General features: G+C 41.4%; 6 protein-coding genes. All 6 read left to right on the top strand.

Annotated elements, in window-relative coordinates:
- The first annotated feature begins 210 nt into the window (after nt 1-210).
- On the top strand, nt 211-879 hold the full coding sequence (locus Q0A12_RS12595) for a 3D domain-containing protein (protein WP_291292996.1): 669 nt from the start codon (nt 211-213) through the stop codon (nt 877-879).
- A 234-nt stretch (nt 880-1,113) separates the two neighbouring features.
- Entirely contained in the window at nt 1,114-1,779 is a 666-nt protein-coding gene (locus tag Q0A12_RS12590) for a 2,3-diphosphoglycerate-dependent phosphoglycerate mutase (RefSeq protein ID WP_291292995.1), read from the top strand.
- Between the two features lie 104 nt (nt 1,780-1,883).
- A complete protein-coding gene (locus Q0A12_RS12585; RefSeq protein WP_291292994.1) occupies nt 1,884-2,150 on the top strand; it encodes an ACT domain-containing protein in 267 nt (88 codons plus the stop codon).
- Between the two features lie 9 nt (nt 2,151-2,159).
- Nucleotides 2,160-3,509: a PFL family protein gene (locus Q0A12_RS12580; RefSeq protein WP_291292993.1), complete on the top strand. Its 1,350-nt coding sequence runs from the start codon at nt 2,160-2,162 to the stop codon at nt 3,507-3,509.
- Between the two features lie 224 nt (nt 3,510-3,733).
- Nucleotides 3,734-5,290, top strand: a complete 1,557-nt coding sequence (locus Q0A12_RS12575; protein WP_291292992.1) for a TPM domain-containing protein — start codon at nt 3,734-3,736, stop codon at nt 5,288-5,290.
- Nucleotides 5,291-5,669: 379 nt separating this feature from the next.
- Complete coding sequence (locus Q0A12_RS12570) at nt 5,670-6,287, top strand: HAD-IA family hydrolase (RefSeq protein ID WP_291292991.1); 618 nt, start codon at nt 5,670-5,672, stop codon at nt 6,285-6,287.
- Nucleotides 6,288-6,295: the final 8 nt, after the last annotated feature.

The raw sequence follows: 6,295 nt of genomic DNA, 5'->3' as shown, positions 1-6,295 counted from the left end.
ACTTGTAACAGTTCTTTTGGCGTGTTTTTGAATAGAAAGCTGATCAGATCAAGCTTTTTTCTTTTTTTATTTTTTATTTGGTACGTTATTTAATCTCTTTTATCAAAGTGAAATATTTCGTCATCTATTTGTCACCAAGAGCCATGTGGATCTTGTTATGATTGTTCAAGTCGTTAGGACGAAAATTTTATATGAATGAGGGAAATAGAATTGAAATCAATTAAAACAATAGTATTAACTACAGCCATGATCGCTGGTTTTACCGCAACTGGTCTTGCTACATTAAGTACAACTGCTAACGCAGATGAAATCAAACATGTAGTGACAGCCGATGACACATTATCAGGTCTTTCTTTAAAATATTTTGGCAACTTAGACCATGTGAATCAAATTGCACAAGACAATCAATTAAGCGACCCGAATGTGATCTATGATGGAACAACATTGATCATTGATACGGATAAAAAAGTTTCAGATAAGAACCAAGCCGCTGCAGAAACAGCGAAGGAAACAACGAAAGAAACGACAGATACCGACAATCAATCTACTCAAGAATCATCTGAAGCTGCAGCAAGCAGCTACTCTGGAACAACGATGACGATGGAAGCAACAGCTTACAGCTCAGATCCTGCCGACGTTTTAGGTGGGGGAACAGTAACCGCGACTGGTCAAAATTTATTGGAAAATCCGATGGCAGTTGCAGTTGACCCATCTGTGATTCCTTTAGGAACGAGACTTTACGTTGAAGGTTATGGAGAAGCTATTGCCAGCGATACCGGTGGGGCAATCCAAGGAAATATCATTGACGTTCATTTTCCAACCAATGCACAATGTGAACAATGGGGACGTCGGACCGTTCAAGTAACGATTCTTGACTAATTTCTTCCCACTTGTTTGATACAAAAATAGACGAACAGACCCATGCACGTATAAGGCTAGGGCATAAGCAAAATCAGCCAGACAAGAGGACTATTTTTCCTCAAACATTGGTTAGACTGATCTTATGCCTAGCCTTTTTTGTTTGTTTCAATAAAAAGCAAAAGAGACCTGTGAACTTTAGCAAAGACATTTTGCTTTTTTCTTGAGATAATAAAGCAAAGAGGAGGCGTTCACGTGAAGGTAGTATTGATACGGCATGGGGAAAGTGAAGCAAATTTTGAAAACTATTGGACAGGCTGGCTAGACGTAGCCTTGACAGAGAAAGGTCGGGAACAAGCTTGGCAGGCTGGCAAAAAAATCGAAGAGATGGGAATTTTATTTGATACAGCTTTTGCCTCTTGTCTGCAGCGAACCATTATCACTTGCAATACAGTTTTAGAAGCAAGTCATCAGCTTTGGGTACCTACTTATAAGACCTGGCGTTTGAATGAGCGTCACTACGGCCAGTTAGTAGGGGTCAATAAAGATGAAATGGTTATCCGTTACGGAAAAGAGCAGGTGCAAAAGTGGCGGCGAGGATACAATGAACTCCCATTGTATGTTGACGAGAATCATTTCGATCGTCGATATGACGCGTTAGATCCGAACTTGATTCCTAAAGGAGAAAATCTCGCAATGGTCGTCGAACGAATCCGGCCTTTTTGGTCCGATGCGGTTGTCCCTTTGATTCGCTCAGGAAAGAATGTCTTGATCACAGGTCATGGCAATAGTTTACGGGCGTTAGTGAAATACTTGGAAAATATTCCTGAAGAGGAAGTTGATCAAATCGCTATTCCCAATGCGGAACCAATCATTTATACTTTTGATTCACAAGCTGTTTTACAAGATCGCCTAGGATAAAGACGAACATTACTACTAAAAAACCGCCCTTTCGTATGAAGTTTCATCGAAAGTGCGGTTTTCTTATGCTATAATAAGAAAAATTTTATGAAAGGCGGGTTCTTATGAAAGCAGTATTGACCGTTATTGGAAAAGACAAGGTAGGGATCATCGCAGGTGTCAGCCAAATTTTGGCAGAGATGGACATCAATATCCTTGATGTATCACAAACGATTATGGAAGAATATTTTACGATGATGATGCTTTTATCGATGGAAGCAGATGCCGATTTTGAAGGGATTCGTGAGCAACTGCACACGACAGGTAAAACACTAGGTGTTAAAATCAGTATCCAAAACCAAGAAATTTTTGATACCATGCATAAATTATAGGAGGCTTCTATGGAAACCAATCAAATACTAGAAACCATTCGCATGGTTGAAGAAGAGAATTTGGATATCCGCACGATCACGATGGGGATTTCCCTTCTTGATTGCATTGATGCTGATATCGACCAAATGTGCGAAAAAATCTATCATAAAATTACTACGAAAGCCAAGAACTTGGTACAAGTTGGTGAGCAAATCGAAAGTGAATATGGCATTCCAATCATTAACAAGCGAATCTCTGTCACACCTATCGCCATCGTTGTAGCAGCATGCCAACCGACACCGCAAGATTGTGTCAAGGTAGCCAAGACACTTGATCGCGCGGCAGAAACCGTCGGTGTCAACTTTATCGGTGGCTACAGTGCATTAGTTGAAAAAGGGTATCAAGGCGGCGATTTGGCGTTGATCCAATCGATTCCCGAAGCACTGGCAGCTACAAATTTTGTTTGCTCTTCGGTCAATATTGGTTCGACAAAAGCTGGAATCAATATGGATGCGGTCCGATTAATGGGTGAGACAGTCAAGCAAACAGCTGAAGCCTCCGATATGGGCTGTGCCAAACTTGTCGTCTTTGCCAACGCAGTGGAAGACAACCCATTTATGGCCGGGGCCTTTCATGGTGTTGGAGAAGCGGATGTAGAAATCAATGTAGGTGTCAGCGGTCCTGGTGTCGTTAAGCGGGCACTAGAAAAAGTCAAAGGGGAATCCTTTGACGTAGTTGCAGAAACGGTCAAAAAAACAGCTTTCAAAATAACTCGTATGGGACAATTGGTAGGTCGCGTAGCTTCAGAACGATTAGGAGTTCCATTTGGGATCGTGGATCTTTCTTTAGCGCCTACGCCGGCGGTAGGGGATAGTGTGGCACTTATCTTGGAAGAAATGGGTCTGGAATCCGTTGGAACTCACGGGACAACGGCTGCCTTGGCATTGTTGAACGATGCAGTCAAAAAAGGCGGCGTCATGGCCTGCAATCATGTTGGTGGGTTGTCCGGAGCTTTTATTCCGGTTTCAGAAGATGCCGGCATGATCCAAGCAGTTGAAAGTGGTTTATTGAATCTTGAAAAACTGGAAGCAATGACGGCGATTTGTTCTGTTGGGTTAGATATGATCGCGATTCCGGGGGATACCACGGCAGAAACGATTGCGGCAATGATTGCTGATGAAGCAGCGATCGGCGTCATTAACCATAAAACAACGGCAGTACGGATCATTCCTGCCAAAGAAAAACAAGTTGGGGATCGGATTGAGTTCGGCGGTCTTTTAGGAACGGCACCTGTGATGAAAGTTAATCCAGCTAAATCGGCTGACTTTATTCAACGAGGTGGGCGCATCCCTGCACCGATTCATTCTTTTAAAAATTAATTTTTGGGGAACTGTGACATACAGCAAAGCCAGACAAACCGATCAGAACCGGACAAAAGGACCAGCTCTTTTTACGAAGCGAATCCTTTCAACAATCTTCGGATCATTTGTTTGGGGAAGCAGGTATGGCACAGTTTTTTGTTGCTCTAAGACTTTAGACCTATGTTGCCGGAGTGAAAATAATATACAATTAAATTAATTTTATACAAAAGGAGGGAATCCGAATGAAAAAACGTGTGGTGGGTTTACTGGTACTAGCAACTGTGATTTTTTTATTTCTACCGCAAAAAGTATTTGGTCAAAGCTTTGTGAAAGATGACGCAGGTGTTCTTTCGGCAGAAACCGTCGCAAAAATCAACCAATTGAATCAAGAAAAATTTCACGCATTGCCTGGAAGTCCAGAATATGCTGTTGTCACGCTGAAAAGCTTAGAGGGTGAATCGATCGAGACAGTGACTGACCAGTTGTTTGAGGAATACGGCTTTGGTAACCCAGATTACAACAATGGCTTGGTCTTTGTGTTTGCTATCGAGGATCGAGAATTTCGTTTAGGCTATGGAGATGGGTTGAGCTATCTTTTTTCTGAATTATCAGAAGAGGATATGGTCGATGATGACACAAAAGATCTTTTGCGAGAGGAAGACTATGATCAAGCTGTTTTGAATGCTTCGGATCGCGTCTATCAAGAAATGAAAACAGCAGATGAAACGATTGGCCTGAATAAAATTTACACGGAAGGACAACAATTGCTTGCGGAAAAAGAAGCAAGAGAAGTCGAAAAATCAAGGGAAGCTGGACTACTTTTTTTGAAAATTGCCAGTTCAATAATTCTGTTGGTGGTCGTAGCTATCAGCGGGACCATCGGTTGGCGCAAATACCAAACGAAGAAGCAATTTCGCGCCGTCAATGTGATTCCTCCTTATATCCATTCGGATCCAGCTTTTGATGAACAAGCCTTTTACAAATGGGCAAGCAAGAGAAAAAATTACCAGACTTTTAATCACTATACTGTTTCTATCGACTGTTTGAAAGCATTAAAAATGTATCTGCTCAACCAAGTCATTCCGAACCAATTAGCTGAATTTGAGAGAATCAGCTCCGATCCGGCTCGCAAGCAAATGATTCAGCAAGCATTAAGAAATCCACAGTTGGCAGACCAATATGTACAGGATTTTATGAAAGGGCATAAAAACTTGAAGACCTTTGGCAAAGAGTTAACAGAAGGACATGAAACGTTGCGTACTTACGAGGCGCAGTTGCAACGACAGCTCAAGGAACAACTAGCTGATTATGATTTATCCAAAGATATTTTAGCGGAAAATGCCCATTTGATTTCCAAGTATAAACAAAAAATCCAGCAGTTGGCCCAAGAAGAAATTCAGCGTCGGAGTCGCAACAACCATTATTTGGCTGTCTTACTTACAAAGGAAAAAACGTATCCTGAGATGGTGCAGACGAGTTCACAGGAAATAATCAACTTGATTGAGGCCGTTAAAACGGATGCATTGTTTTTTGTCGATTTGCAAGAGGTATACAAAAACCATCCGGATCTGAAAAAACAAGTAGGTGATTTTTCCCGTGATGATCGAGTGGAAGTGATGACCAATGCCCGACGTGAATACGATCCGACTACGATGGATCAGTCGCTGGTCTATCTTTTACTGATCCATCAAGTGACACGGCAAGAACAAGTCATTGCGGATAGTCAGAGCTCAGATAGTAACTTTGGCGGTTTCGGCGGTGGTTCCAGCAGTGGTGGAGGGATTTCCGGCAGCTGGTGATTTTGTGCTTGGCTAAGTATGTAGCCAAGCAAGAGAATAAACTATGAGAACTAACAAAAAGACTGTGATCATGAGGTAAATAAACCCAACAAAATGATCCTGGTGAGAGATATTCAGTAGTGTTTTGGTGATTAGTAGTGTTTTGGTGAGCTGTGAAGCACTACTGGTAATTCCCGAAGGCCAAAAAGAAGGTATAGGTCTGCGGACTGTTGCCCTCGGGAAATAAATTTTGTTGAACGCCCTCTGTTCCAGTCTTATTTTTGCTGTCTATCCCCTACAGACAAAGTGGAATTTTTATGATAAACTTTGTAAAGTTGCTGAAAACAATATTTTTTTCATGAAAATGATTCAGCTTATTTTTAGAAAATGAGGGTTGTAGATGTATCATTCGTATATTTGGGACTTTGACGGCACATTGTTTGATAGTTACCCAATCATGTTAGAGGCATTTCTTAAAACGCTTAAAGAGGCTGGTTTCGATCCAGATCCTAAAGAAATTTATCGAATCTTAAAGGCTTCTTCATCCAAACAAGTAGCAGAAAAATATCAATTGGATTTCATTGATTTTAGTGCGCGTTTCAAAGCTTATGAAGCAATGGATGAACGATTGCCTATTTCATTTCCGGGAACGAAAGAAGCGCTGCAAGCATTAGTGGACAATGGGGGCAAGAATTACATCCTAACCCATCGTGATGTCGTTTCGACGAAAGAACTTTTAATGAGGGAAGATTTAGCTCATCTAGTCATAGAAATTGTGGGACCTGAGAATAATTTTCCTCGCAAACCAGACCCAACTTCTTTGAATTATTTAGTGGATAAATACCAATTGAACAAAGCACAAACAGTTATGATTGGGGACCGTGCCATGGATGTTCTCGCTGGAAAAGGTGCAGGCGTCCAAACGATTTTTTATGATATTGAAGGCTTATTGACAGATTTAGAGGCCGATCACGTTGTTCACTCTATGAAAGAAATCAAACATATTATCGAGTCTTGAGCAATCAA

The organism is Enterococcus sp. (assembly GCF_022711995.1).
Lineage (GTDB): Bacteria > Bacillota > Bacilli > Lactobacillales > Enterococcaceae > Enterococcus_D.
Note: the sequence above shows the minus strand (reverse complement) of the source record. Positions and strands in the feature narration are given on the sequence as shown.

Bases quoted from the DNA above. Each gene is read 5' to 3' on its own strand.
- Q0A12_RS12580 (WP_291292993.1), top strand. From the start codon at position 2,160: ATGGAAACCAATCAAATACTAGAAACCATTCGCATGGTTGAAGAAGAG.
- Q0A12_RS12570 (WP_291292991.1), top strand. From the start codon at position 5,670: ATGTATCATTCGTATATTTGGGACTTTGACGGCACATTGTTTGATAGT.
- Q0A12_RS12585 (WP_291292994.1), top strand. From the start codon at position 1,884: ATGAAAGCAGTATTGACCGTTATTGGAAAAGACAAGGTAGGGATCATC.
- Q0A12_RS12575 (WP_291292992.1), top strand. From the start codon at position 3,734: ATGAAAAAACGTGTGGTGGGTTTACTGGTACTAGCAACTGTGATTTTT.